Here is a 22,686-nt window from a genome sequence, read left to right as displayed (position 1 = left end):
TAACCTTTCGGAAACCATGCGAGGCGTAGGGTTGCGGCGGGTTTAGGCAATCGCGGGATGGGAAACAAGGTGGGGCCGACGGGCTTGCTCTCACGATGGCTGCTCTGGCCGCTTGAGGCGCTGCAGACTGCGCGTGGCACGCTGTTTCCCTGGATTACCGTGCTGATCGGCTGCGGGATCGGCGCATGGTTTTCCATGCAGCAGGAACCCGGGCCGGGCAGCTATGCACTGGCCGCCCTGGTGCTGCTGGCGGGCGGTGGCTTTGCCTGGCGCGGGGACTCGCTGGCACGCCCCCTGGCACTGGCGGCTGCGGCGCTGGCAGCGGGCTGGCTGGCCGCCGGGGTTCGGGTGCATTGGGTGGCCGCGCCGATGCTGGAGTTCCGCTACTACGGCCCGGTCGAGGGCAGGGTCGTCGGCATCGACCGCTCGCAATCCGACGCCCTGCGCCTGACCCTGGACCGCGTCGTCCTGCGCGAGGTGGCCCCCGACCGAACGCCGTTAAGGGTGCGGGTGTCGCTGCACGGTGAACAGCCCTGGCTCGATCCGGCGCCGGGACAGGTGGTGATCCTGACCGCCTCGCTCGCCGCGCCGGACGGGCCGGTGGAGCCCGGGGGCTTCGACTTCCGCCGCATGGCGTTCTTCGACCGGCTGGGCGCGGTCGGCTATACGCGGACCCCGGTTCTTCTTTTGGAGGAGCCGGAGGACGGTGCCCTGCCCATCGACCGTCTGCGTACGCACCTGACCCAGGGCATGCTGGCGCATATGGACGGGCAGGCGGGTGCCTTCGCGGCCGGGGCGATGACCGGGGACCGTTCGGCCATCACCGAAGACACCGTCGCGGCGCTGCGGGATTCGTCGCTGGCGCATCTGCTGGCGATTTCGGGGATGAACATGGCGTTCCTGACTGGTTTCGTCTTTGCGTTGTTCCGCTACGGCCTGGCGCTGATCCCTTTCGTCGCCCTGCGGGTGAACACCAAGAAAGTGGCTGCGGTCATCAGCCTGGGCGTGGCGTTGTTCTACCTTCTCTTGTCCGGGGCCAACGTGGCGACCGTGCGTGCATTCATCATGATCTCGGTCTTTCTGGGCGCGATCCTTCTGGACCGACGCGCACTGACGCTGCGGTCAGTCGCAATCGCCGGGGCTATCCTCTTGCTGGTCCAGCCGGAAAGCATGCTGAACCCCGGCTTCCAGATGTCCTTTGCCGCCACCATCGCGCTGATCGTGGGCTTTGCGGCGCTGGATGGCAGCGTCTATCGGCAACGATTGCCGCGCTGGCTGATGCCGGTCTTTACGCTGGTCCTGAGCTCGGTCATCGGCGGATTTGCGACCGCGCCTTATGCGGCGGCACATTTCAACCGGTTCACCGACTATGGCCTCCTGGCCAACGTCCTGACCGTGCCGATCATGGGGGCGATCATCATGCCTGCGGGCGCGGTGGCGGCTCTTCTCGCCCCTGTGGGGCTGGCGGCGCTGCCGCTGTGGGTGATGGAGCAGGGCGCGCGCTGGATCCTGTTCGTGGCGCATTGGATTGCGGGTCTGGAAGGCTCGGTCACCGCGATCCCGGCGCCGGGGCCTTGGGTCCTGCCGCTGTTCACGCTGGGCGCCTTGTGGCTGATCCTCTGGCGCGGGCGGGTGCAATGGGCGGGCCTGGCGCCGGTCGTGGGTGCCTTCCTGTTATGGGGGATGGCCGACCGGCCCGTTCTGCTCATCTCGGGCGACGGCAAGCTGGTGGGGCTGGCTGGGGAAGATGGGAGGGCGCTATCTGCGGCCAAGGGCGGCGGGTTCGCGGCCGAGAATTGGCTGCAGAACGATGGTGACCTGGCCGAACAGGCGGTGGCGGCGGAACGGGATGGGTTCGAAGGCCCGCGTGGGGAGCGCTGGTTCGAAATCGCCGGACAGCGCGGCGTGGTGCTGGGCGGGAAAGGCGCGGCTGAGAAACTGACAGCGGCCTGCGCGGGCGCGTCTCTGGTCATCTTCAGCGACACCGCCGAAAGCGTGCCGGAAGGCTGCGGCCTGATCGACGCCAAGGTGCTGGCAGAGACCGGACCGCTGGCGATCTGGCACACGAGCGAGGGCCTGCAGATCCAGCCGACCAAGGGCGCGACGCGGCTCTGGTCGCCGCCAGTCACGCCGGTCGTGTTGCCGGACCTGAGCGCAGAACCGGTCGCGCTGGCGCGTCAGTAGCTGCGGATCAGGCCCACAAGGCGGCCCTGCACCTTGACCAGATGGTCCGGGAAAACCCGCGTCTCATAGGCCGGGTTCGCGGCTTCCAGCGCGATCATGTTGCCGCGACGGCGATAGCGTTTCAGCGTCGCCTCGTGATCCTCGACCAGGGCCACGACGATGTCGCCGTTCTCGGCCGTCGTCTGTTCGCGGATCACCACGATGTCGCCATCGTTGATCCCGGCCTCGATCATGGAATCGCCTTTGACTTCAAGGGCATAGTGCTGGCCCTTGCCGGAAAGCATCGACCCAGGGACGGCAACGTGGTGCGAGACTTCGGAAATCGCCTCGATCGGCACACCGGCGGCGATGCGGCCCATGACGGGCAGTTCCATCGCATGGACCGTAGAGATCGGCATCGCGCCACGCGGCGGGTCGACCTTGTCGCCCTCGATGACCTTGGGACTGAAGCCGGGTTTCTCCATCGCCTCGGGCAGCTTCACGATCTCCAGCGCGCGGGCCCGGTGGGCCAGGCGGCGGATGAAGCCGCGTTCCTCCAGCGCGGTGATCAGCCGGTGGATCCCCGACTTCGACCGCAGGTCCAGCGCATCCTTCATCTCGTCGAAGGACGGCGGCACCCCGTCGCGGTCCATCCGCGTCTTGATGAAGTCGAGAAGTTCCAACTGCTTGCGTGTCAGCATTGCCCAGGCCCCAACAGCGTGTGTTAACACAATGTTCTGCCCGTGTTCTTGGTTTGTGTCAAGACTTATCCACAAACCGTTAAAGCGGCAGATAGGAAACCGTGTCTCCGGCGTGACAGGCGGGGGCGTCGATGGGGCGGATCAGCAGGGCATCAGCCTGGCCGAGGATCGACAGAAGGGCCGAGTCCTGCCGGTCGAACGGTGCTATGTCGGGCAGCCCGTCGGCCTGGGTCAGCCGCGCCCGCATGTAATGGGCGCGGGGTCCGTTCGGGGGCAGATCGGTGGTCAGGCGAGCCTTGCGCGCCTGCGGCAGGGGCGAGGGGTCGCCCAGCATCGCGCGCACCATCGGCAGAAGGAACAGGTGGCCGCAGACGATGGCACTGACCGGGTTGCCGGGCAGGCCCAGCATCGGCACGCCGTTCAGCCGGCCCGCCATCAGCGGTTTGCCGGGGCGGAGGGCAAGCTTCCAGAACGCATGCTCCAGCCCCGCCACCTTGCCCACCAGGTCGTGGTCCCCGACGGACGCTCCGCCGATAGTGACGATCAGGTCGGCGCCCTCGGTAAGGCCTAGGACAGTCAGCAGTTCGGCCTCATTGTCCCGTGCGATCGGGAGGAGCCGCGCATGCCCGCCCGCAGCCTCGACCATCGCCTTCAGGGCAAAGCTGTTCGAGGCGATGATCTGGTCGGGGCGCGGGTCTTCGCCCGGCATCACCAACTCGTCCCCGGTGGCGATGATCGCGACCACGGGTTTGCGGGTGGCCTGCACGGCGGGGATGTTCATCGCGGCCAGCAGCGCCAGGTCATTCGGGCGCAGGCGGCGGGGCGAGATGCTGTCCCCGGCGCGGAAATCCTGGCCTTGCGGGCGGATGTGGGTCGCGGTGTCGAGGCCTTCCTTCAAGAGGATCCGGTCGTCCAGCCGGACCACATCCTCCTGGATGATGACCCGCGTCGCGCCTTCGGGCACCGGCGCACCGGTGAAGATGCGGACCGCCTGGCCGGGGCCGACCTTGCCGTCGAACGCATGTCCCGCACCCGCCTCGCCGATGACGAGGAAGTTGTCGTCCGGCCCGGGGTTTCCTTGCACCGCGTAGCCGTCCATTGCCGAGGCCGGGAACGGGGGCTGGTCGCGCTGCGCCACGGCTGGCGCGGACATCCAGCGCCCAGCAGCCTCGGCCAGGGGAACGGTTTCGGACGTCAGCGGCGCGACAAGCGCGAGGCATCGGGTCAGTGCCTCTTCAACCGTAATCATCAGACCGCCTCGTAACGGCCTGATTTCCCGCCGTCTTTCAGGATCAGCCGGATGCCGTCGATCACCATCGACTTCTCCACCGCCTTGACCATGTCATAGACCGTCAGCGCCGCGACCGAGACGGCCGTTAGCGCCTCCATCTCCACCCCGGTCTGGCCCGAAGTCTTGACGGTGGCCTCGATCCTGACGCCGGGAAGGGAAGGGTCAGCGGTCAGCTCCAGCGCGACCTTGGTGATGGGCAGGGGGTGGCAGAGCGGGATCAGGTCAGCAGTCTTTTTCGCCGCCATGATCCCGGCCAGGCGGGCAACGGACAGCACGTCGCCCTTCTTGGCTCGACCTTCGGTGATCAGTGCCAGCGTCTCGGCCGTCATCCGCACGGCGCCCACGGCCACGGCGACCCGGTCGGTCACGGGCTTGCCCGAAACATCGACCATATGTGCCTGGCCCCGGTCGTCGAAATGGGAGAGCCCGCTCACAGCCCGCCCTGCGCGGTCAGGGGTTTCGCCAGGATCGCGCGGGTTGCAGCAGTCACGTCCGCTTGCCGCATCAGGCTTTCCCCGATCAGGAAGCAGCGCGCGCCGTATTGGGCGAGATCGGCGAGGTCGTCGGGGGTGAAGAGCCCGCTTTCGGCGACGATCATCCGGTCCTCGGGCACGCGGCGGGCCAGACGACGGGTGGTATCGAGCGTCACCTCGAAGGTGTGGAGGTTGCGGTTGTTGATCCCGATCAGCGGGGATTTCAGCAGGGCCGCTCGGTCAAGCTCTGCCTCGTCGTGCACTTCGATCAGCACGTCCATCCCAAGTGCCATCGCGGCGGCTTCCAACTCATGCGCCTGGGCATCGTCCAGCGAGGCCATGATGATCAAGATGCAGTCGGCGTTCAGCGCGCGGGATTGGGTGACTTGGTAGGTGTCGTAGAGGAAATCCTTGCGCAGGCAGGGGAGCGAGACGGCGTCATGGGCGGCGACGAGGTATTCGTCGGCCCCCTGGAAGGACGGCGCGTCGGTCAGGACGGAGAGGCAGGTCGCACCCCCGGCCTCGTAGGCGCGGGCGAGGGTCGGCGGGTCGAAGTCCGGGCGGATCAAGCCCTTGGAGGGGCTGGCCTTCTTGATCTCGGCGATCAGGCCGTAGCCGGTCAGCGTTGCTTCGCGGAGCGCCCGGGCAAAGCCGCGCGGCGGGGCGGCGGATTTGGCGGCGGCCTCAAGGTCGGAGAGCGGCACGGTGGCCTTGGCCTTGGCCACTTCCTCCAGCTTGTAGGCCTTGATGCGGTTCAGGACGGTGGACATGGGGGCCTCAGGCATTCGTCAGTCGGCGGAGGGCATCGACCTTGGCTTTCGCCGCGCCCGAGTCGATGGACGCTCTGGCCAACTCCACGCCATCGGTCAGGGTTCCCGCCTTGTCGGCGACGACCAGCGCGGCGGCGGCATTGAGAAGGACCGCATCGCGGTAGGCCCCGGGCGCGCCGTCGAGGAGGGCGCGGAAGGCCTGGGCGTTCTCGGACGGGGTGCCGCCGAGGATCGCCTCGAACGGGTGGGGGGCAAGGCCGGCGTCCTCGGGGTGGACGGTGAAGTCCCGCACGGCGCCGTCTTCGACAGCAGAGACGGAGGTCGCGCCGCAGATGGTGATCTCGTCGGTGCCATCGGAACCGTGGACGAGCCAGGCTTTTTCGGAGCCCAGGGCGAGGAGCGTCTCGGCCATCGGGCGGATCAGCGCGTCGGAGAAGGCTCCGGTCAGCTGGCGTTTCACACCGGCGGGGTTGGTCAGGGGGCCGAGGATGTTGAAGATCGTGCGGGTGCCCAGTTCCGCGCGGACCGGCATCACGTGGCGGATCGCGGGATGGTGCATCGGGGCCATCATGAAGCCGATCCCGGCCTCGGCCAGGCATTTCTCCACGATCTCGGGGCCGACCATGACGTTGAGGCCAAGTTCCGTCAGCGCATCCGCCGCACCGGATTTCGACGACAGATTGCGGTTGCCGTGCTTGGCGACGGTCACGCCCGCACCGGCTACGACGAAGGCGGTCGCGGTGGAGATGTTGAGTGTCCCCTTGCCATCGCCCCCCGTCCCGACGATGTCCATCGCCCCCGCGGGGGCCTTCACGGCGTTGCATTTCGACCGCATCACGCTGGCGGCGGCGGCGTATTCGTCCACCGTCTCGCCCCGGGTGCGCAGCGCCATCAGGAAGCCGCCCATCTGGGCCGGGGTGCCCTGGCCTTCGAACAGCGCGTTGAAGGCGGCTTCCGCCTCCTGGCGGGTCAGCGGGCGGTTGGCGGCGGTACCGATCAGGGGCTTCAGGACGTCGCTCATGCCGGGACCTGCGCGCGGGCTTCGTCGAGGAAGTTGCGGAGGAGCTGGTGGCCGTGTTCGGAGGCGATGCTCTCCGGGTGGAACTGGACGCCCTCGATCAGGTGGTGCTTGTGGCGCAGTCCCATGATCGTGCCGTCTTCGAGCCAAGCGGTGACTTCCAGGTCGGCGGGCAGGGTGGCGCGGTCGACGACCAGGCTGTGATAGCGGGTGGCCTGGAAGGGCGAGGGCAGGCCGCGGAAGACGCCCTTCCCGGAATGGTGCATGGTGCCCATCTTGCCGTGGACGATCTCGTGGCAGCGGACAACCTTGCCCCCGAACGCCTCACCGATGGTCTGGTGGCCGAGGCAGACGCCGAGGAGGGGGATGCCGGCGGTCGCGGCGGCCTTGGTCAGGGGCAGGCAGATGCCGGCGGCGGCGGGGTCGCAGGGGCCGGGGGAGAGGACGATGACCTCGGGCGCCATGGCGATCACGTCCTGGACCTGCAGGGCGTCGTTCCGTTTCACGACCACATCCGCGCCAAGCTCGCCCAGGTAGTGGACGAGGTTGTAGGTAAAGCTGTCGTAGTTGTCGATCAGGAGGAGCATCGGTTTCCCAGAGGCGGCTACCCGCTGGTTATCGCCGATAGGGCGGACGGTGTAAACCGGGGTTTCCTGGCCGATGTCCACGCAGGACGGCTTTGCGGCCCAAGGGAAATCAAGGGGTTGGAGGGGGGCGTTAACGTGGTCTTTGCCATGCCGGCGGCTCATCGCTTCCTTCGGTCGCTCTTCGCGGGGACCACCGAGGAGCGACCGAAGGAAGCGAGGAGGCGTCAGGCGTGGCTCACCACGTCATCCTCGCCGAGGTAGCAGCCGGTTTCCACGGCGATCAGGGTTACGGGCAGGCGGCCGGGGTTTTCCAGCCGGTGCCACTGCCCGATGGGGATATGCACGGCCTCGCCCTCGCCGACCAAACGTGCGCGGATGCCGGTAGTGATTTCGGCGGTGCCTTCGACGACGACCCAGTGTTCCGACCGATGGAGATGGGATTGCAGCGAGGTCGCCTGGCCCGGTTCCAGCCGCAGCGAGCGGACGCGGAACCGACGGCCCTCAGCCAGGATCGGCGCGGCGGGCACATGTTCGGCGGCTTCGAAGGTGGACCGAGCCTCGGCAAAGCCTGCGTGCTGTGTTCCGTCCATGCTTGTTGCCCCCGTCTGATGCCCTTTGAACCTCGTCGGGAAATGGTTACCGGGGGGTTAACGCGGCGGGGCCATTTCGGGGCATATTGGGGGCAGCGGCGGACGGTTGCCCCACCCCCGAGCCCCTTCGCGCAAAGGGGAGCGGATGCGCTGGCCGTGCCGTCGGGTCGCTTGCCCAGGCGTGGCGAAGGTGGTGGCGGCGGATGCCTCCGGCGGGGATATTTGAGGAAGAGAAAGCCGTTCTTGGTTCAGGTCCAGTCCAGAACGACCTTGCCCGATAGACCGGAACGCATGGCGGCAAAACCCTGCTGAAACTCGCCCACCTTGAACCGGTGGGTGATGACTCGGCGGATGTCGAGGCCGTTTTCCAGCATGGCGATCATCTTGTACCAGGTCTCGAAGATCTCGCGGCCGTAGACGCCCTTGATGGTGATGGCCTTGAAGACGATCCTTGACCAGTCGACCGGGGACTTGCCCGGCGGGATGCCCAGCATGGCGATGCGACCGCCCATGACCATGTGTTCGACCATCTGGTCGAGGGCGGCTTGCGAGCCCGACATCTCCATCCCGACATCGAAGCCCTGGGACATCTTGAGGGCGGGGTAGACGGAGCGGAGGTCGGTGGTGGCGACGTTCACCGGCACCACGTCGGCGACCTGTCCGGCAAGGTCGAGCCGGGCCTGGTTGATGTCGGTGATGACGACGTGCCGGGCGCCGACGTGCCGGGCGACGGCTGCGGCCATAATGCCGATGGGGCCGGCACCGGTGATGAGGACATCCTCGCCGATCAGGTCGAAGCTGAGGGCGGTGTGGACGGCGTTGCCGAGGGGATCGAGGATCGCGCCGATCTCATCGTCGATGGCGTCGGGAAGCGGGACCACGTTGAAGGCCGGTAGCCGCAGGTATTGCGCGAAGGCGCCCGGTTCGTTGACGCCGATGCCGCGGGTTTCGGGGTCGAGGTGGAACTTGCCAGAGCGGCTTTGGCGCGAGGTCTTGCCGATCAGGTGGCCCTCGCCCGAGCAGCGCTGGCCGATCTCCAGCCCATCGACGTTGCGGCCCTTGTCGACGATTATTCCTGCGAATTCGTGGCCGGTGACGAGGGGGACGGGGACGGTGCGCTGTGCCCAGTCGTCCCAGTTCCAGATATGGATGTCGGTGCCGCAGATGCCGGTCTTGTGAATCTTGATGAGGACATCGTCGGGGCCGATTTCCGGCACGGGCCGGGTTTCCATCCAAAGGCCGGGTTCGGGTTTCGACTTGGCCAGGACCTTCATTTCGTTGATCATTTTGCGGTGTCCTTTACTAGGGCAAGCCAGGTCCAGCTGATCCCGGCGGCGGCGGTCTCGGGGTCATGGGCCGGGGCGTCGTGGCGGCGGAGCGGCGTCAGCCCGGCCGCGGCGGCGCGGGCGATTTCGGTGTCCGGGTCAAGGCCGTGCAGGGGCGCGCCTTCGGGAACCGGGCCGCGCCGCAAAGCCAGGAAGATGCGGCCATCCGGGGTCAGGAGGGCGGCCAGTCGCCTGAGTGCGACGTCTCGACCGGCGGGGTCGAGGTGGTGCCAGACGGCGTTCACCAGGATAAGCGCATGTTGGCCAACGAGGTTGGCGAGATCGGGCAGGGCGCTGTCCACCACGGTCGCAGCGGGCGCTCGTCGGGCGATCATTGCACGAAAAGCGGCAACCGGCTCGGCGGCGGTTACCTCATGGCCGCGGGACTGGAACCACGCGGTATCGCGTCCGCTGCCTGCGCCGATGTCGAGGATGGGGGCGGGGGGCGGGGGGATGAGGTCAAGAAGCACGGCGAGGACTGTTTCAGTCGTGACGCTGTCATAGCGGCGGGCCATCGTTCCGGCATTGGCCGCATAGATCGCAAGGGCGGGGTCCTGGGTCATTTGAGGACTCCGGTGGCGCGTCCGGCCTGGGTGAAGGCGTCCAGCGCGAAGTCGAGGTCTTCGCGAGTGAGCGCCGCGTTCATCTGGGTGCGGATGCGGGCCTGGCCCTTCGGGACGACGGGGAAGAAGAAGGGCGCAACATGGACGCTGCGGGTGTTTAGGTCGGCGGCCATGGCCTGGGCGAGTTTGGCGTCGCCCAGCATGACGGGGATGATCGGGTGGTCTCCGGGCAGGAGTGTGAAGCCTGCCTTGGTGAGGCCCGCGCGCCAGTATTGAGCGTTCGCGGTGAGTTGGGCGCGGAGGTCGTCGGCTTGTTCGACGATGTCGAGCGCAGCGAGGGCGGCGCCCACGACGGCGGGGGGAAGGGCGTTGGAGAAGAGGTAGGGCCGGGCGCGCTGGCGGAGGAGGTCGATGACGGGTTGAGGACCGGCGATGTAGCCGCCCAAAGCGCCGCCGAGGGCCTTGCCGAGGGTGCCGGTGAGGATGTCGACGGTGACGCCCGCGCGGGCGGGGGTGCCTGCGCCCTTCGGGCCGGTGAAGCCGGTGGCGTGGCAGTCGTCGACCATGACCATCGCGCCGTAAGTGTCTGCCAAGGCGCAGATTTCCGGAAGTTTGGCGTAGTAGCCGTCCATCGAGAAGACGCCGTCGGTGGCGATCAGGATGAAGCGGGCTCCGTCCGTGCGGGCCTGTTTCAGCTGGGCTTCCAGGTCGGTCATGTCGCTGTTGGAATAGCGGTAGCGTTTGGCTTTGCAGAGGCGGATGCCGTCGATGATGCTCGCGTGGTTGAGGGCGTCGGAGATGACGGCGTCTTCGGGGCCGAGGAGGGGTTCGAATAACCCGCCGTTGGCGTCGAAGCAGGCGGCGAAGAGGATCGTATCGTCGTGGCCGAGGTAGTTGGCGAGGCGGGTTTCCAGGCGGCGGTGCAGGTCCTGGGTGCCGCAGATGAAGCGGACCGAGGCCATACCGAAGCCGTGGTCGTCCATCGCCTGCTTGGCGGCGGCGATCAGGCGAGGGTCGTCCGCAAGCCCAAGGTAGTTGTTGGCGCAGAGGTTCAGCATCTGCCGCCCGGCCATCTGGACATGCGCGCCCTGGGCGCCGGTGATGAGGCGTTCGCGTTTCATCAGCCCGTCGGCCTCGATGGTCTGCAGGGTCGCGGTGATGTGGTCAAGGAAGGCTGTGGCGTCCGTCATGGCAGAACCCTTTCCGGTTTGGCGGAAAATGGCAGATCAAGCGGTGCGTGTCAACTTGGCGGATGGATTTCCGCCATAGTGGAATTCAGCTGTCCTGGACGATCAGGATGGCACGGGCGGCCCCTTGGGCTGCGATTTCGTGCGGGCGGTCGGCGGGGTAGCGGGCGACATCGCCGGGGGCGAGGTGGTCGGTCGCGTCGCCGGAGGTCACCGTGAGGCGGCCTTCGAGGACGGTCAGGTGCTCGCGGCAGCCGGGGGAATGGGGGTCGGAGGTGAGCTTGGCGTCGGGGCTGAAGGCGAGTTCGTAGACCTCATGGCTGCCGACGCTTTCGGGGGCGGAGAGGATGCGGATGGTGACGCCGTGGCGCTGGATGACGGGGGCGGTGCCGGCGCGGGTGACTTCGATGCCGGGGGCGGGGCGGCCTTCGAGGAGGCCGGCGAAATCCAGCTGCAGGGCCTGGGTGAGGGCCCAGAGGGTGGCGACAGTGGGCGAGGATTCGCCGCGTTCGATCTGGCTGACCATGGAGCGGGAGACGCCGGAGAGCTTGGCGGCGGCGTCGAGGCTGAGGCCGCGCGCTTTCCGGGCGGCGCGGAGGGAGGCGGCGAGGCGGTCGTGGATGTCGGAGCGGTCGGCCATGCGGGTATGGTGGCGGGGATGGAGCGGGGCGTCAATCTGGTGCGCTCGTCGATGACTTCGTCACTCCTCGCTCGCGACGAGAAGCCGAAGGCGCACGAGGAGCCTGGGGTCAGGTGCCGCAGAAGGTGACGTATTGGCCGAAGCCGGTGGGGGCGGGGAGCATGTAAGGTTCGCTTTCCGCGAAAGGCTGCTGGATCGCGGCGAGGAGAGCGTGGAAGGGGGCCATGTCGCCTTCGGTGGCGGCGGTGAGGGCCTCTTCGACCTTGTGGTTCCTCGGGATGACCGCGGGGTTCGCGGCGGCCAGGCGCTGGGCGACGCCGTCCGCGGCCCGGGCGCGCCAGCGGGGCAGCCAGGCTTCCATCTTCGCGAAGTCGTCGAAGAGGGGGCGGAGCGCGGCCTCATCGGCGAGGCGGCGGAAGGTTAGGGTCCAGTCGGCGCCCTCCATTGCCGCCATCAGGTCATCGGCGAGTTGGGCGTCGCCGTCTGCTTCGCCCACGAGGCCAAGCTTGCGGCGCATGACGGTGACCCATTCGCTGCGGTAGCGCGCGGCGATGCCGCCAAGGCGGTCGTTGGCGATGTCCACCGCCTTGTCCGCGTCAGGGGCAAGCAGGGGGATCAGCGTCTCGGCCAGGCGTGCAAGGTTCCAGCCGAGGATCAGCGGCTGGTTGGCATAGGCGTAGCGGCCCTGATGGTCGATGGAGGAGAAGACGGTGCCCGGTGCGTAGCCTTCCATGAAGGCGCAGGGGCCGTAGTCGATGGTCTCGCCGCTGATCGCCATGTTGTCGGTGTTCATCACCCCGTGGATGAAGCCGAGGCCCATCCATTCGGCGATCAGCCGGGCCTGGCGGGCAATGACGGCATCGAGCAAGGCCAGATAGGGGTTATCCGCCTGCGCCAAGTCAGGGTAGTGCCGGGCGATGGCGTAATCGGCCAAGGCCTTGACCTGGGCCTGGTCGCCCCGGGCGGCGAAGAACTGGAAGGTGCCGACGCGGAGGTGGCTGGCGGCGACGCGGGCGAGGACCGCACCGGGAAGCTTTGTCTCGCGCCAGATCTCTTCTCCCGTCGCCACCACGGCCAGCGACCGGGTGGTGGGCACGCCCACGGCGGCCATGAATTCCGAGATCAGGTATTCACGCAGCATCGGCCCGATGGCGGCCTTGCCGTCGCCGCCGCGCGAGAACGGCGTCCGGCCCGAGCCTTTCAGCTGGATGTCGAACCGGCCCTCCGGGGTGACGATCTCGCCCAGCAAGTGCGCGCGGCCGTCGCCGAGCTGGGGGGAAAAGCCGCCGAACTGGTGGCCTGCATAGGCCTGGGCGATGGGCTCGGCCCCCGGGGGCAACTCGGCGCCCGAGAACCAGCGGGCGGCCTCAGTCTCGGTCAGCGACAGGCCAAGGTCTTTGGCAAGTGCCTGATTCAGCACCAGAAGCTGCGGCTTCGGGGCAGCATCGGGCGCGACCCGCAAATAGGTGCCGGGCAGGTCGCGCGCATAGCTGTGGTCGAAGGCGATGGTCATGTTTGAGGCCTCTCCTGACAGGATATGGGCCGGGTCGGGGTCGGGCGCAAATTCCTTCGAAGGAATTTGGCAAAACTTTTCGAAAAGTTTTGCGCCCGGCAGGGCAAGCGGCGTGAGGGATGGTGGTCGGGGCGGCGGGATTCGAACTCGCGACCTACGGTACCCAAAACCGTCGCGCTACCAGACTGCGCTACGCCCCGACGAACGCCCGTTTAGCGGGATCGGCCGGGAATGAAAAGCCTTCCTGTTCGCCGTCCTAGGGCTGGGGCAGCGGCGGCCCGACAAAGGCCCGGATGAGATCGGGTCGGGAGCCTTCGGCGATGCGGTCCAGGTCGAACTGCAGGACGACAGACCCGGCCAGCGGCATCCGCAGGGCATCGCGCGGCCCGTGGACGACCCGCAGCGCGCCGCGGTCCGGCAAGGCCATCAGACGGGATCGCGACAGGCCAAGCTCTGCCGCAAGCAGGCGGTCGAGGCGCAGCCCGGTCGGCCAGGCGGCATGGATCGACACCAGGACCTGCGCGCAGCCGTCCGCCGCCGTCGCGGTGCGTTTCTCGACGGCCAGGTCCTCGGGCAGGACGACCTGCAGCGCATGGCGGCGGAGCCGCGGCAAGTCGAAGGCGCGTGGCCAAACCCAGGCCGGATCACTGGCCTGCAGCGCCGCAAGATCTGCAGGTGGCAGGTCGGCAACCGGGACCCGGTCGAGAAGCGGCAGGTTCCAGGTTCGGTCGCAGACCGTGCACTTGTAGATCAGCCAGGCATCCAGCCTGCGTCCGTTCGCGTTGAGGCGCACCTTGCCGCTGCAGCGGAACGGGCGGGGTGCGCCGCAGGTGCTGCAGTGGCGGTGGGGTTGGGGCAGGGACAGGGGGGTGGCGTGCCAATCGATCTGGGCAATGCGCGTCATGGGGTCGTGGCCTTCCGTACGGAAGTTCGCCAGGACGGCTGCGAAGATCACCCGGATGGGGCGCTGGGCGGGAATGGCTCAGGGCATGGAAGAGCAGGCCCCGACGAGACGCGCGCGGGAGGACACCGATCCGGTCTCGCGCCAGCCAGCCCGCGAACAGGGACATCACCCCGGAAAGTGCGAAGCTTTCACTGGGGCGGGGTTCGGGTGGAGGAACAGAGACCGGACGTTACGACGGCAAGGCATACCCCTGAGGCGCGGAGTGCGCGGTCACGCGTTACAGCCTTGGACGGGGTTGGTACAGCAGGCAGTGTCCAGACCGCCCGATATCGGCGAGGGGTCGCTACTGGGTACAGGGCCAGGCCGCATCCGCAACCGGGATTGCGGGATGGCGCAGCACGGCGCCAGGGGCGATGCCCAGCTTGCCCGCCAGCCCGCCGTTGATCTCCAAGACGTATTGCACACCTTCGCCGCCATCGATCGGGGTCAGGTCCCCCGGCACGGCATTGGCATGGACCCGCGTCACCGTGCCGGTCGCGTCGGCAAACACCATGTCGAGCGGAATCAGCGTGTTCTTCATCCAGAAGCCGACCCGGCGCGGGGCGTCATAGACGAAAAGCATGCCCTCGTTCAGCGGCATCTCTTCGCGGAACATCAGCCCCTGGGCCCGTTCCTCGGCGTCGTCGGCGACCTCGATCACGAAGCTTTCGCGCCCCCCCTCCCAGCGGAGGTCGACGCGGCCCGGGACGCAGGCCGCCTCGGCCCATGCCGTGCTGGGAAAGGCCAGAACCAGCGCCAGCACCGCGACCCGAGACCGGGCAGGGTGCCCTGCGCTTAAGTCCGGGCGCGGTTCGCGGCTTCCCATGACACCACCTGCACTGCCATCCGGCCGCGCCGGCCGTCGATGATCCGCAGCGCCACTGCCTCGCCCGAGGCAAGGTCGGCAAAGCCCGATACGCGCAGCACCTCGGCATGGACGAACACGTCCTCGGGGCGACCAAACACATTGGCAAAGCCGAAGCCCTTGCCCTTGTCGAACCACTTCACTCGCGCCGGTTCCAGCTCCAGTGCCATGATGTCGGCACCGACCAGCGCAGCCGCATCCTCGCCCAAGGGCTGGACCACGCCTTCCGGCGGATCAATGCGGATTACCTCGACCGCCTGAACCCCGCGCTGCGTCCGCTGGACGCGCACTTCGATCCCGGCGCCATCGGCGACCGACCCCTGACCGAAGTTTCTCAGTACGTTTGCATGCAGCAAAATGTCGGCGTCGATCTGGTCAGAAACGATAAACCCAAAGCCTTTGGATGGATCAAACCACTTCACGCGACCATGCACGACCTGCATGACCTCTTCTTCGTCCGTCATAGACAGAGCCTTCTCCCCAGAATGAGCCCTAGACCGCACAGATGGCGGAATTCGTGCGCCGGGATCAAGGGCAATTCAACAACAGTACAATAAAAAACACCGCATAACGCCGGAACTCAGGGGTTCAGTCGGGTGACCTCCCAGGGTTCCGTTGCGTCAACTTTGCGCCAGCGGAAACGGTCATGCAACCGGAATGCACCGTCGGCCCAAAATTCTATTTCGACAGGTTGAATCCGGAAACCGCCCCAGTAGGGCGGGCGGGGCGGATTCGGTCCTTTGGTCACCGCGACCCGCGCAGCCTCGGCCATCAGGACCTCGCGTGATGACAGCGGCTGCGACTGCTGGCTGGCCCAGGCGCCAAGGCGCGACTTCAGGCTGCGGCTGGAAAAATAGGCATCTGCCTGCGGCCCGTCCTCGCGCGTGACATGGCCCCGGACCCGGATCTGACGGCGCAGCGACTTCCAGTGCAGCACGAAGGCCGCCTTGCCGGTGGCGGCGATTTCCTGCCCCTTGGCCGAGCCGTAGTTGGTGTAGAAGACGAAGGCATCGGCCTCGATCTCTTTCAACAGCACCATCCGCACATTTGGCATCCCCTCGGCGTCCACCGTGGCCAGCGCGATGGCGTTGGGATCGTTCGGTTCCAGCTTTTCAGCCTCGGCCAGCCAGTCGCGCGCAATCGCGAACGGGTCGCTGCCTGCGAAGATACCTGACCGGTCCATGGAAGCTCCTTGCCTTTGGGCGGAGGACCCGCCTTGAAGGAAGGTCACGCATCGCCTACACGTCTGTGTCACCGAAAAGTGGGCGAGGGGCCGGGAATGTCAACTGGACTGATGCAGGGCAAGCGCGGGCTGATCATGGGGCTGGCGAATGACAAGTCCATCGCCTGGGGCATCGCGCAAGCGGTGGCCGCGCAAGGGGCCGAGCTTGCGTTTTCCTATCAGGGCGAGCAGCTGAAGAAACGGGTGGAGCCCTTGGCCGAAAGCCTCGGCGTGCCGAAGCTTTTCGAATGCGATGTGGCCAGCGATGACAGCATCGAGGCGTTGTTCACCGCGCTGAAGGCGGAATGGGGGCAGCTGGATTTCCTGGTCCACGCCATCGGGTTCGCCGACAAGAATGAACTCCGCGGCCGCTATGTCGACACCAGCCGCGCCGGTTTCGCGCTGGCGATGGACATTTCGGTCTATTCCTTCACCGCCGTCTGCCAGCGGGCAGCGACGATGATGGGGCCGGGCGGCAGCCTCTTGACGCTGACCTATTACGGCGCGGAAAAAGTCATGCCGCACTACAACGTGATGGGCGTGGCCAAGGCGGGGCTGGAGGCGTCGGTCAAGTACCTCGCCGAGGACCTTGGCAAGGACGGCATCCGGGTGAACGCGATCAGCGCGGGCCCGATCAAGACGCTGGCGGCCAGTGGCATCGGCGACTTCCGCTACATCATGAAGTGGAACGAGCTGAACTCTCCCCTGCGGCGCAACGTGACGCAGGAAGAGGTCGGCAAGGCCGCACTGTACCTGCTGTCGGATCTGGGGTCCGGGACGACAGGCGAGAACCTGCATGTCGATTGCGGCTATCATGTCGTGGGCATGAAGGCGATCGAGGCGCCGGACATCGACCTTCTGGCCGGGCGCAAAGAGGGCGGTCAATGACGCTTGCGGCCTTCCTGGCCTTTGCAGGGCTGGTGACCTTTGCCGTGGTCTCGCCCGGTCCGGCCGTGCTGATGTCGGCCCGCACCGGTTTGACCGAGGGCTTCCGGACCGGTGTCATGCTGGCCCTGGGCATCGCCACGGGCGCAGCCTTCTGGGCGCTGGCGGCGATGTTCGGCCTGCACCTGATCTTCGATGCCGCGCCGTCGCTGCTCTGGGCGCTGAAGATCGGCGGAGCGGGGTATCTTCTGTGGATGGGCTGGCACCTCTGGCGCGACGCGAAAACGCCTTTCATCGCCGAGGACTCGCGCCCCGTGCCCCGATCGCCCTTCGCTGCCTTTCGCCTTGGCCTCTGGACCAACCTGTCGAACCCCAAGGCCGTGGTGATCTATTCCTCGATCTTCCTGGGCACGATCAGCCCCGGCACGCCCACCTGGATCCTCGCCACGCTGATCGGGATGATCCTGGTGATGGAGACCGCCTGGAACAGCCTTGTCGCCCGCATCTTTTCGCTGGACCGCACGCGGGCGGCCTATATCAGCCTGAAAACCGTGATCGACCGCTGCTTCGGGGCCGCTCTGGCCCTTCTGGGCGTGAAGATCGTTGCCACCTGAGAGGTTCCGATGTCACCTGAACGCCTGCCGCACGAAAAGGGATTTCACGTCAGCTGGGACCAGATCCACCGCGATGCCCGGGCGCTGGCCTGGCGGCTGGACGGCAAGGGCCCAGGCGAGGGCGGGACGTGGAAAGCGGTCGTAGGGATCACCCGAGGCGGCCTGGTCCCGGCGATGATCGTGAGCCGTGAGCTTGACATCCGCGTGGTCGACTCGATTTCCGTCAAGTCCTACCATTCGGGCGGCGGCAAACAGGACCAGCGGCGCGAGGCGCAGGTGATCAAGGCGCCGAACCCCGATGTGATGGGCGACGGCACGGGCGTGTTGATCGTCGATGACCTGGTGGACTCGGGCCGGACGCTGGAGCTGATCCGCAAGCTCTACCCCAAGGCGCATTTCGCCTGCGTCTATGCCAAGCCCGAGGGCGAAAAGCAGGCCGACACCTATATCACCAGCGTTAGCCAGGACACCTGGATCTTCTTCCCCTGGGACATGGCGCTGCAATATGTCCAGCCGATGCGTGGGGCGGACTGACCGCTCCTCGTCGCATTTCATGCGCTCGTCGCTGACGGGCCGTCCAACGACGAGAAGCGAAGCGCACGAGGAGTGCCCTGATGACCCTGCCCTTGAACCCCGCCTTCGCCGCGACCGAGCCGCCGCCGGTGATGGAAGCACGGCGCTGGATCGAGGGGGTGACGTTTCCCGCCGACCGTCCGCTGATCAACATCAGCCAGGCGGCCCCGGTCGACAGCCCGCCCCTGGGGCTGCGGCAGGCGCTGGCGGATGCGGCGCTGAACGATCCGCAGGCGCATCTTTACGGCCCCGTCCTGGGCCTGCCTGCCCTGCGCGAGGAAATTGCCCGGCAATGGTCGGCCAGCTATGGCGGTAGCATTGTCCCGGCCCAGGTCGCGATCACGCAGGGCTGCAACCAGGCCTTCTGTACTGTCATGGCGACGCTGGCGGGGGCGGGGGACGAGGTGATCCTGCCGACGCCCTGGTACTTCAATCACAAGATGTGGCTGGACATGGCTGCGGTCCGGACCGTGGCGCTGGATACCGGGCCGACCCTGATCCCTTCGGCCGAGGCGGCGGCTGCGCTGATCACTGACCGGACGCGGGCCATCGTGCTGGTCAGCCCGAACAACCCGGGCGGTGTGGAGTATCCGGCGGAGACGCTGGCCTCCTTCCGCGACCTCTGCCGCGCCCGTGGCCTGGCGCTGATCGTCGATGAGACCTACCGCGACTTCGACAGCCGCTCTGGCGCGCCGCATGACCTGTTCGCCGACCCCGACTGGGCCGACACGCTGATCCAGCTTTACAGCTTCTCCAAGGCCTACCGGCTGACCGGGCACCGCGTCGGTGCAATCGTCGCCTCGCCGCAGCGCTTGGCTGAAGTGGAAAAGTTCCTCGACACCGTCGCGATCTGCCCCAGCCAGCTGGGCCAGATCGGTGCCCTGTGGGGGATGCGGAACCTGGGCCAGTGGCTGGCCGGCGAGCGCGATGAAATCCTGGCCCGCCGCCGCGCGATGGTCGACGGGTTCAAATCGCTGCCGGACTGGAAGCTTCTGGGCTGCGGTGCCTATTTCGCCTATGTCGAACACCCCTTCGACATGGCTTCGGACGCGCTGTGCAAGCGGCTGGTGACCGAAGCCTCGCTTCTCATGCTGCCGGGGACGATGTTCCAGCCCGAAGGGTCCGAAGCTGGCAAGCGGCAGATCCGCATCGCCTTTGCCAATGTGGACGCCAAAGGCATTGCCGAGGTGATCCGGCGGCTGGCGGCGTTCCGGCCCTGAATGCCCTGACAGCGACGTGATCCGCGCCCTGCGCCGGGCGATCTTGACCTTGCCCCCCCGCAGGCTTCCCACTATTCACCAGATCGAACCCTTTCGAAGGCAGAGCCATGGCAACTACTCCGACCGAAGACGGCAAGCGTCCCAGCGGCAAGGTCAAGGAATTTGCCGTCTGGACGATGATGGGCATGCTGATCCTCGGCCTCGGCGGTTTTGGTGTGACCAGCTTCGGTGGTGGGGTGACGCGGGTCGGCAGTGTCGGCGACACGGACATCACGGCAGACGACTATGCCCGCGCGCTGCAGACGCAGATCAACGCCCTGTCGCAGCAGATCGGCAAGCAGGTCTCGCTGCAAGAGGCGCAGGTGTACGGCATCGACCAGCAGGTGCTGCAGTCGGTCATCACCCGGGCGGCGCTGGATAACGAGATGGCGCGCGTCGGGATTTCCGTCGGCGACGAGGTGGTGGCGTCCGAGCTGATGGGAATGGACAGCTTCAAGAGCGCGACCGGCACCTTTGACCGCGAGGCGTATCGCTTCATCCTGGAACGCAACAACACCACCGAGGCCGAGTTCGAAAGCGACCTGCGGCGCGACGTCAGCCGGAACTTGTTGCAGGGGGCGGTTGCAGGTGGCTTTGCCGCGCCGAAGGCAATGACCGACACGATCTATGCCTGGGCCGGGGAACGGCGCGGGTTTTCGCTATTGCGGCTGGGCGAGGCCGACCTGACCACGCCCGTGGCGGATCCGACGGACGCCGACCTTAAGGCGCATTACGATGCGAACATCGACCGGTTCACCAAGCCCGAGGCCAAGCGGATCACCTATGCTGCACTCCTTCCTGAGGCGATTGCCAAGGACCAGCCGGTCGATGAGGCGCTGCTCAAGGACCTCTATCAGGACCGGATCGACGAATTCGTCGTGCCCGAACGCCGGATCGTCGAACGGCTGATCTACCCCGACCAAGCCGCCGCCGATGCCGCGCGGGCCGAGCTTGACGGTGGCAAGCCGTTCGAGGACCTCGTCGCCGCGCGGGGCCTGACGCTGGCGGACATCGACCAGGGCGACCTGACGAAGGAAGACCTTGGCGCAGCCGGAGAACCGGTCTTTGCCGCCGCCGAAGGCGATGTCGTCGGGCCCGTTGCCACTGACCTTGGCCCGGCGCTGTTCCGGGTGGGTGCCGTGCTTGCCGCAGAGGAAACGAGCTTCGAGGACGCCCGCGAGACGCTTGCCATCGAGTTCCAGACCGACGCCGCCCGCCGCCTGATCGCCGACAAGGTGGAAGAGGTCGACGATCTGCTGGCCGGGGGCGCGACGCTGGAAGACCTGGCCAAGGAGGCAGGCCTGCAGCTGGCCACGTTCGACTACGTGCCCGGTCAACAGGGCGAAGATTCCATCGAGGGCTATCCCGCCTTCCGCGCCGCCGCCGATGCGGTGCAGGAGGGTGACTTTTCCGAGGCGATCGTCCTGGAAGACGGCGGTCTCGTGACACTTCGGCTGGACGAGATCGTCCCCGCCGCGCCGATCCCGTTTGACGAGGCGAAGGACAGCGTGACCGAGGACTGGCGCAAGACAGCGCTGGCCACGGCGCTGGCCGCCCGGGCCGCCGAGATCAAGACCGCGCTGGAAGGCGGGGCCGCCATCGGCAGCTTCGGCATCGTCGACGTGACCCCGGAAATGGCGCGGAACGGCTTTGTCGAAGGCGCGCCCGATACGCTTTTGGCCGATGTCTTCAAGCTGGCCGAGGGCGCGGTCCAGGTGATCGAGGCGCCGGGTTTCGTGGGTGTGGTGCAGCTTGACCGCATCCTGCCTGCCGAAACCGAAGGCGAGGAGGCCCAGGCGATGCAGGGGCTTCTGGCCGCCAATACTCGGCAGGCCATCGCCGCCGATGCCTTCGCTGCCTTTACCGCTGCGCTGACCGCCGAAGCCGGCATTTCGCTGGATCAGGCCGCGATCAATGCCGTGAACGCGAGCATGAACTGATGCAGCTTTCGCCGGGGTTTGCCGACTTCGAAGCGGGCTGGAACGCAGGCAAGAACCAGATCGTCTGGGCCCGGCTGGCCGCCGACCTCGACACGCCGGTCAGCCTGATGCTGAAATTGGGCGATGCCCGCGCCGATACCTTCATGCTGGAATCGGTGACGGGCGGCGAGGTGCGGGGGCGCTACTCGATCGTCGGCATGAAGCCGGACCTTGTCTGGCAGTGCCGGGGGACGCAAAGCCGGATCAACCGCGAGGCGCGGTTCGACCGGCAGTCCTTCACCGACCTTCCCGGGCACCCGCTGCAGACCCTGCGCGATCTGCTGGCGGAATGCCGGATCGAGATGCCCGAAGGCATGCCTGCCGTTGCGGCGGGCCTGTTCGGCTATCTCGGCTATGACATGATCCGCCTGGTCGAACATTTGCCAGACGTGAACCCCGATCCCCTGGGCCTTCCGGATGCCGAACTGATCCGGCCTTCCGTCATCGCGGTTCTGGACGGGGTCAAAGGGGAGGTCACAGTCGTGGCCCCGGCCTGGGTTTCATCGGGCCTCTCGGCGCGGGCGGCTTACGCTCAGGCCGCCGAACGGGTGATGGACGCGCTGCGCGACCTGGACCGGGCGCCCTCGGCCGCGCGCGACCTGGGCGATGTGGCCCCGGTCGGTCCGGCGCAGTCGAACTTCACGCATGAGGGCTACAAGGCCGCAGTGGAAAAGGCCAAGGAATACATCCGCGCGGGCGACATCTTCCAGGTCGTCCCCAGCCAGCGCTGGGCGCAGCGCTTCACCCTGCCGCCCTTCGCGCTCTATCGATCCTTGCGGCGCACGAACCCATCGCCCTTCATGTTCTTCTTCAACTTCGGCGGCTTCCAGATTGTCGGCGCCAGCCCCGAGATCCTGGTCCGCTTGCGCGAGGGCGAGGTAACGGTCCGCCCGATCGCCGGCACCCGCAAGCGCGGTGCGACGCCCGAAGAGGACAAGGCGCTTGAACTCGACCTTCTGGCCGACCCCAAGGAACGGGCCGAGCATCTGATGCTGCTGGACCTTGGCCGGAACGACGTGGGTCGGGTGGCGAAGGTGGGGACGGTGCGGCCCACGGAAACCTTCATCATCGAACGCTACAGCCACGTCATGCACATCGTGTCGAACGTGGTGGGCGAGATCGCCGAGGGTGAGGACGCGCTGTCGGCGCTGCTTGCAGGCCTGCCCGCCGGCACGGTGTCCGGCGCGCCGAAGGTCCGCGCGATGGAGATCATCGACGAGCTGGAGCCGGAAAAGCGCGGGGTCTATGGCGGGGGCGTGGGGTATTTCGCCGCGAATGGCGAGATGGACTTCTGCATTGCGCTGCGGACAGCGGTCGTGAAGGACGAAACCCTGTACATCCAGGCGGGCGGCGGCGTGGTCTTCGACAGCGACCCCGAGGCGGAGTATCAGGAAACCGTCAACAAATCCAACGCCTTGCGCCGCGCTGCCGAAGACGCGGGCCGCTTTGCCGGGCGTGGGAACGGCTGACCGGGACCTCCTCGTTCGACTGCGTCTCCTCGTCGGCGGCGGTCCAGCGAGGAGGG

At 67.1% G+C, this 22,686-nt stretch carries 23 protein-coding genes and 1 tRNA gene; 7 read left to right on the top strand and 17 right to left on the bottom strand.

Features of this window, described 5'->3' with window-relative positions; genetic code table 11:
- Positions 1-57 precede the first annotated feature (57 nt).
- Positions 58-2,184 (top strand): ComEC/Rec2 family competence protein, encoded by a 2,127-nt coding sequence (locus AC2EAL_RS18255; protein ID WP_484725660.1) that lies wholly within the window; start codon positions 58-60, stop codon positions 2,182-2,184.
- Here the strand turns inward: AC2EAL_RS18255 and lexA are convergent.
- The 17 genes from lexA to pdxH all read right to left on the bottom strand — a co-directional run bounded on the left by lexA (position 2,178) and on the right by pdxH (position 15,812).
- Entirely contained in the window at positions 2,178-2,864 is a 687-nt protein-coding gene (lexA, locus tag AC2EAL_RS18250) for a transcriptional repressor LexA (RefSeq protein WP_484725659.1), read from the bottom strand. The two genes, AC2EAL_RS18255 and lexA, sit on opposite strands and share 7 nt — an antisense overlap.
- A 79-nt stretch (positions 2,865-2,943) precedes the next feature.
- Positions 2,944-4,113 (bottom strand): molybdopterin molybdotransferase MoeA, encoded by a 1,170-nt coding sequence (locus tag AC2EAL_RS18245; protein WP_484725658.1) that lies wholly within the window; start codon positions 4,111-4,113, stop codon positions 2,944-2,946.
- Entirely contained in the window at positions 4,113-4,589 is a 477-nt protein-coding gene (gene moaC / locus AC2EAL_RS18240; protein ID WP_484725657.1) for a cyclic pyranopterin monophosphate synthase MoaC, read from the bottom strand. Before moaC ends, AC2EAL_RS18245 begins: the two co-directional genes overlap by 1 nt.
- Positions 4,586-5,398, bottom strand: coding sequence for an indole-3-glycerol phosphate synthase TrpC (gene trpC, locus AC2EAL_RS18235; RefSeq protein WP_484725656.1), 813 nt, complete (start codon positions 5,396-5,398; stop codon positions 4,586-4,588). Before trpC ends, moaC begins: the two co-directional genes overlap by 4 nt.
- Positions 5,399-5,405: 7 nt before the next feature.
- On the bottom strand, positions 5,406-6,419 hold the full coding sequence (trpD, locus tag AC2EAL_RS18230; RefSeq protein ID WP_484725655.1) for an anthranilate phosphoribosyltransferase: 1,014 nt from the start codon (positions 6,417-6,419) through the stop codon (positions 5,406-5,408).
- Complete coding sequence (locus tag AC2EAL_RS18225) at positions 6,416-7,003, bottom strand: anthranilate synthase component II (protein ID WP_484725654.1); 588 nt, start codon at positions 7,001-7,003, stop codon at positions 6,416-6,418. The genes trpD and AC2EAL_RS18225 overlap by 4 nt, the downstream gene beginning before the upstream one ends.
- Before the next feature lie 224 nt (positions 7,004-7,227).
- Positions 7,228-7,593 (bottom strand): phosphomannose isomerase type II C-terminal cupin domain, encoded by a 366-nt coding sequence (locus tag AC2EAL_RS18220; protein ID WP_484725653.1) that lies wholly within the window; start codon positions 7,591-7,593, stop codon positions 7,228-7,230.
- A gap of 248 nt (positions 7,594-7,841) precedes the next feature.
- Entirely contained in the window at positions 7,842-8,867 is a 1,026-nt protein-coding gene (tdh, locus tag AC2EAL_RS18215; RefSeq protein WP_484725805.1) for an L-threonine 3-dehydrogenase, read from the bottom strand.
- Positions 8,868-8,875: 8 nt separating this feature from the next.
- Positions 8,876-9,481, bottom strand: a complete 606-nt coding sequence (locus AC2EAL_RS18210; RefSeq protein ID WP_484725652.1) for a class I SAM-dependent methyltransferase — start codon at positions 9,479-9,481, stop codon at positions 8,876-8,878.
- Positions 9,478-10,671, bottom strand: a complete 1,194-nt coding sequence (locus tag AC2EAL_RS18205; protein ID WP_484725651.1) for a glycine C-acetyltransferase — start codon at positions 10,669-10,671, stop codon at positions 9,478-9,480. Before AC2EAL_RS18205 ends, AC2EAL_RS18210 begins: the two co-directional genes overlap by 4 nt.
- 85 nt (positions 10,672-10,756) lie before the next feature.
- The gene (locus AC2EAL_RS18200; protein ID WP_484725650.1) at positions 10,757-11,308 is read right to left on the bottom strand and encodes a helix-turn-helix domain-containing protein; all 552 of its coding nucleotides are present in this window, start codon (positions 11,306-11,308) and stop codon (positions 10,757-10,759) included.
- Positions 11,309-11,417: 109 nt separating this feature from the next.
- A complete protein-coding gene (locus AC2EAL_RS18195; protein ID WP_484725649.1) occupies positions 11,418-12,821 on the bottom strand; it encodes a protein adenylyltransferase SelO in 1,404 nt (467 codons plus the stop codon).
- Between the two features lie 123 nt (positions 12,822-12,944).
- Positions 12,945-13,021: transfer RNA gene (locus tag AC2EAL_RS18190), tRNA-Pro, on the bottom strand.
- 56 nt (positions 13,022-13,077) lie between these two features.
- Positions 13,078-13,776, bottom strand: coding sequence for a DUF1062 domain-containing protein (locus AC2EAL_RS18185; protein ID WP_484725648.1), 699 nt, complete (start codon positions 13,774-13,776; stop codon positions 13,078-13,080).
- Between the two features lie 292 nt (positions 13,777-14,068).
- Positions 14,069-14,590, bottom strand: coding sequence for a DUF192 domain-containing protein (locus tag AC2EAL_RS18180; RefSeq protein ID WP_484725647.1), 522 nt, complete (start codon positions 14,588-14,590; stop codon positions 14,069-14,071).
- On the bottom strand, positions 14,560-15,093 hold the full coding sequence (locus tag AC2EAL_RS18175; protein ID WP_484725646.1) for a cold-shock protein: 534 nt from the start codon (positions 15,091-15,093) through the stop codon (positions 14,560-14,562). Before AC2EAL_RS18175 ends, AC2EAL_RS18180 begins: the two co-directional genes overlap by 31 nt.
- Positions 15,094-15,209: 116 nt before the next feature.
- On the bottom strand, positions 15,210-15,812 hold the full coding sequence (gene pdxH, locus AC2EAL_RS18170; protein WP_484725645.1) for a pyridoxamine 5'-phosphate oxidase: 603 nt from the start codon (positions 15,810-15,812) through the stop codon (positions 15,210-15,212).
- Between the two features lie 96 nt (positions 15,813-15,908).
- On the opposite strand from pdxH, the gene fabI reads away from it, so the two are divergent.
- The 6 genes from fabI to trpE all read left to right on the top strand — a co-directional run bounded on the left by fabI (position 15,909) and on the right by trpE (position 22,630).
- The gene (gene fabI, locus AC2EAL_RS18165) at positions 15,909-16,739 is read left to right on the top strand and encodes an enoyl-ACP reductase FabI (protein ID WP_484725644.1); all 831 of its coding nucleotides are present in this window, start codon (positions 15,909-15,911) and stop codon (positions 16,737-16,739) included.
- On the top strand, positions 16,736-17,350 hold the full coding sequence (locus AC2EAL_RS18160; RefSeq protein WP_484725643.1) for a LysE family translocator: 615 nt from the start codon (positions 16,736-16,738) through the stop codon (positions 17,348-17,350). Before fabI ends, AC2EAL_RS18160 begins: the two co-directional genes overlap by 4 nt.
- 9 nt (positions 17,351-17,359) lie before the next feature.
- Entirely contained in the window at positions 17,360-17,884 is a 525-nt protein-coding gene (gene gpt, locus AC2EAL_RS18155; protein WP_484725642.1) for a xanthine phosphoribosyltransferase, read from the top strand.
- An 80-nt stretch (positions 17,885-17,964) separates the two neighbouring features.
- Entirely contained in the window at positions 17,965-19,143 is a 1,179-nt protein-coding gene (locus AC2EAL_RS18150) for an aminotransferase (RefSeq protein ID WP_484725641.1), read from the top strand.
- 107 nt (positions 19,144-19,250) lie between these two features.
- Entirely contained in the window at positions 19,251-21,122 is a 1,872-nt protein-coding gene (locus AC2EAL_RS18145; RefSeq protein WP_484725640.1) for a peptidylprolyl isomerase, read from the top strand.
- A complete protein-coding gene (gene trpE, locus AC2EAL_RS18140; protein ID WP_484725639.1) occupies positions 21,122-22,630 on the top strand; it encodes an anthranilate synthase component I in 1,509 nt (502 codons plus the stop codon). The genes AC2EAL_RS18145 and trpE overlap by 1 nt, the downstream gene beginning before the upstream one ends.
- Positions 22,631-22,686: the final 56 nt, after the last annotated feature.

The organism is Tabrizicola sp. T74 (genome assembly GCF_057219935.1).
The sequence above is the reverse complement of the archived record's forward strand: the minus strand, read 5'-3'. Positions and strand labels throughout refer to the sequence as shown.

Coding starts and splice junctions, on each gene's coding strand:
- AC2EAL_RS18255 (WP_484725660.1), top strand. CDS start 58: ATGGGAAACAAGGTGGGGCCGACGGGCTTGCTCTCACGATGGCTGCTC.
- lexA (WP_484725659.1), bottom strand. CDS start 2,864: ATGCTGACACGCAAGCAGTTGGAACTTCTCGACTTCATCAAGACGCGG.
- AC2EAL_RS18245 (WP_484725658.1), bottom strand. CDS start 4,113: ATGATTACGGTTGAAGAGGCACTGACCCGATGCCTCGCGCTTGTCGCG.
- trpC (WP_484725656.1), bottom strand. CDS start 5,398: ATGTCCACCGTCCTGAACCGCATCAAGGCCTACAAGCTGGAGGAAGTG.
- trpD (WP_484725655.1), bottom strand. CDS start 6,419: ATGAGCGACGTCCTGAAGCCCCTGATCGGTACCGCCGCCAACCGCCCG.
- AC2EAL_RS18225 (WP_484725654.1), bottom strand. CDS start 7,003: ATGCTCCTCCTGATCGACAACTACGACAGCTTTACCTACAACCTCGTC.
- AC2EAL_RS18220 (WP_484725653.1), bottom strand. CDS start 7,593: ATGGACGGAACACAGCACGCAGGCTTTGCCGAGGCTCGGTCCACCTTC.
- tdh (WP_484725805.1), bottom strand. CDS start 8,867: ATGAAGGTCCTGGCCAAGTCGAAACCCGAACCCGGCCTTTGGATGGAA.
- AC2EAL_RS18210 (WP_484725652.1), bottom strand. CDS start 9,481: ATGACCCAGGACCCCGCCCTTGCGATCTATGCGGCCAATGCCGGAACG.
- AC2EAL_RS18205 (WP_484725651.1), bottom strand. CDS start 10,671: ATGACGGACGCCACAGCCTTCCTTGACCACATCACCGCGACCCTGCAG.
- AC2EAL_RS18200 (WP_484725650.1), bottom strand. CDS start 11,308: ATGGCCGACCGCTCCGACATCCACGACCGCCTCGCCGCCTCCCTCCGC.
- AC2EAL_RS18195 (WP_484725649.1), bottom strand. CDS start 12,821: ATGACCATCGCCTTCGACCACAGCTATGCGCGCGACCTGCCCGGCACC.
- AC2EAL_RS18180 (WP_484725647.1), bottom strand. CDS start 14,590: ATGGGAAGCCGCGAACCGCGCCCGGACTTAAGCGCAGGGCACCCTGCC.
- AC2EAL_RS18175 (WP_484725646.1), bottom strand. CDS start 15,093: ATGACGGACGAAGAAGAGGTCATGCAGGTCGTGCATGGTCGCGTGAAG.
- pdxH (WP_484725645.1), bottom strand. CDS start 15,812: ATGGACCGGTCAGGTATCTTCGCAGGCAGCGACCCGTTCGCGATTGCG.
- fabI (WP_484725644.1), top strand. CDS start 15,909: ATGTCAACTGGACTGATGCAGGGCAAGCGCGGGCTGATCATGGGGCTG.
- AC2EAL_RS18160 (WP_484725643.1), top strand. CDS start 16,736: ATGACGCTTGCGGCCTTCCTGGCCTTTGCAGGGCTGGTGACCTTTGCC.
- gpt (WP_484725642.1), top strand. CDS start 17,360: ATGTCACCTGAACGCCTGCCGCACGAAAAGGGATTTCACGTCAGCTGG.
- AC2EAL_RS18150 (WP_484725641.1), top strand. CDS start 17,965: ATGACCCTGCCCTTGAACCCCGCCTTCGCCGCGACCGAGCCGCCGCCG.
- AC2EAL_RS18145 (WP_484725640.1), top strand. CDS start 19,251: ATGGCAACTACTCCGACCGAAGACGGCAAGCGTCCCAGCGGCAAGGTC.
- trpE (WP_484725639.1), top strand. CDS start 21,122: ATGCAGCTTTCGCCGGGGTTTGCCGACTTCGAAGCGGGCTGGAACGCA.